Annotated in this window: 1 pseudogene; it reads left to right on the forward strand. The window is 39.0% G+C overall.

From position 1 onward, the window contains the following. Nucleotides 1–123 (forward strand): annotated as a pseudogene (locus A3712_RS28820) (YceI family protein); the annotation flags it as partial. Nucleotides 124–374: the final 251 nt, after the last annotated feature.

Genomic DNA, 374 nt, shown 5'->3' on the forward strand with positions numbered 1-374 from the left:
GGTGGTGAGCGTGCTGGTTTCGTTGGTACAACTCGTTTAGAACTTGCTGACTTCAACATTCCAGTAATGGGTGCCTCAAGCTATGTAGATATGGATCTACATGTTGAAGGTATCAAGAAGTAATCTCACGATTAATGGTCCCTTGTAGGTATCAATCTTTTTACCTAAACACGACAATTAGAAATAGAGAAAGGCGCAAAGTATTCACCTTGCGCCTTTTTATTAACGTAAATGGCAACGCGTTTTAATCTGTTTTGTGTCATATCTTTAGTCGCGTTTTAAGCCATCATTTACTATTAGCCTGTCAACGTTGCTATGACTAATTCATTTACGAAAGCGACTAATCTCTAATCGACTACCTTTGCCTTCGCATA

The sequence above is a fragment of the Vibrio sp. HI00D65 genome (genome assembly GCF_001635455.1).
Classification (GTDB): Bacteria; Pseudomonadota; Gammaproteobacteria; order Enterobacterales; family Vibrionaceae; genus Vibrio.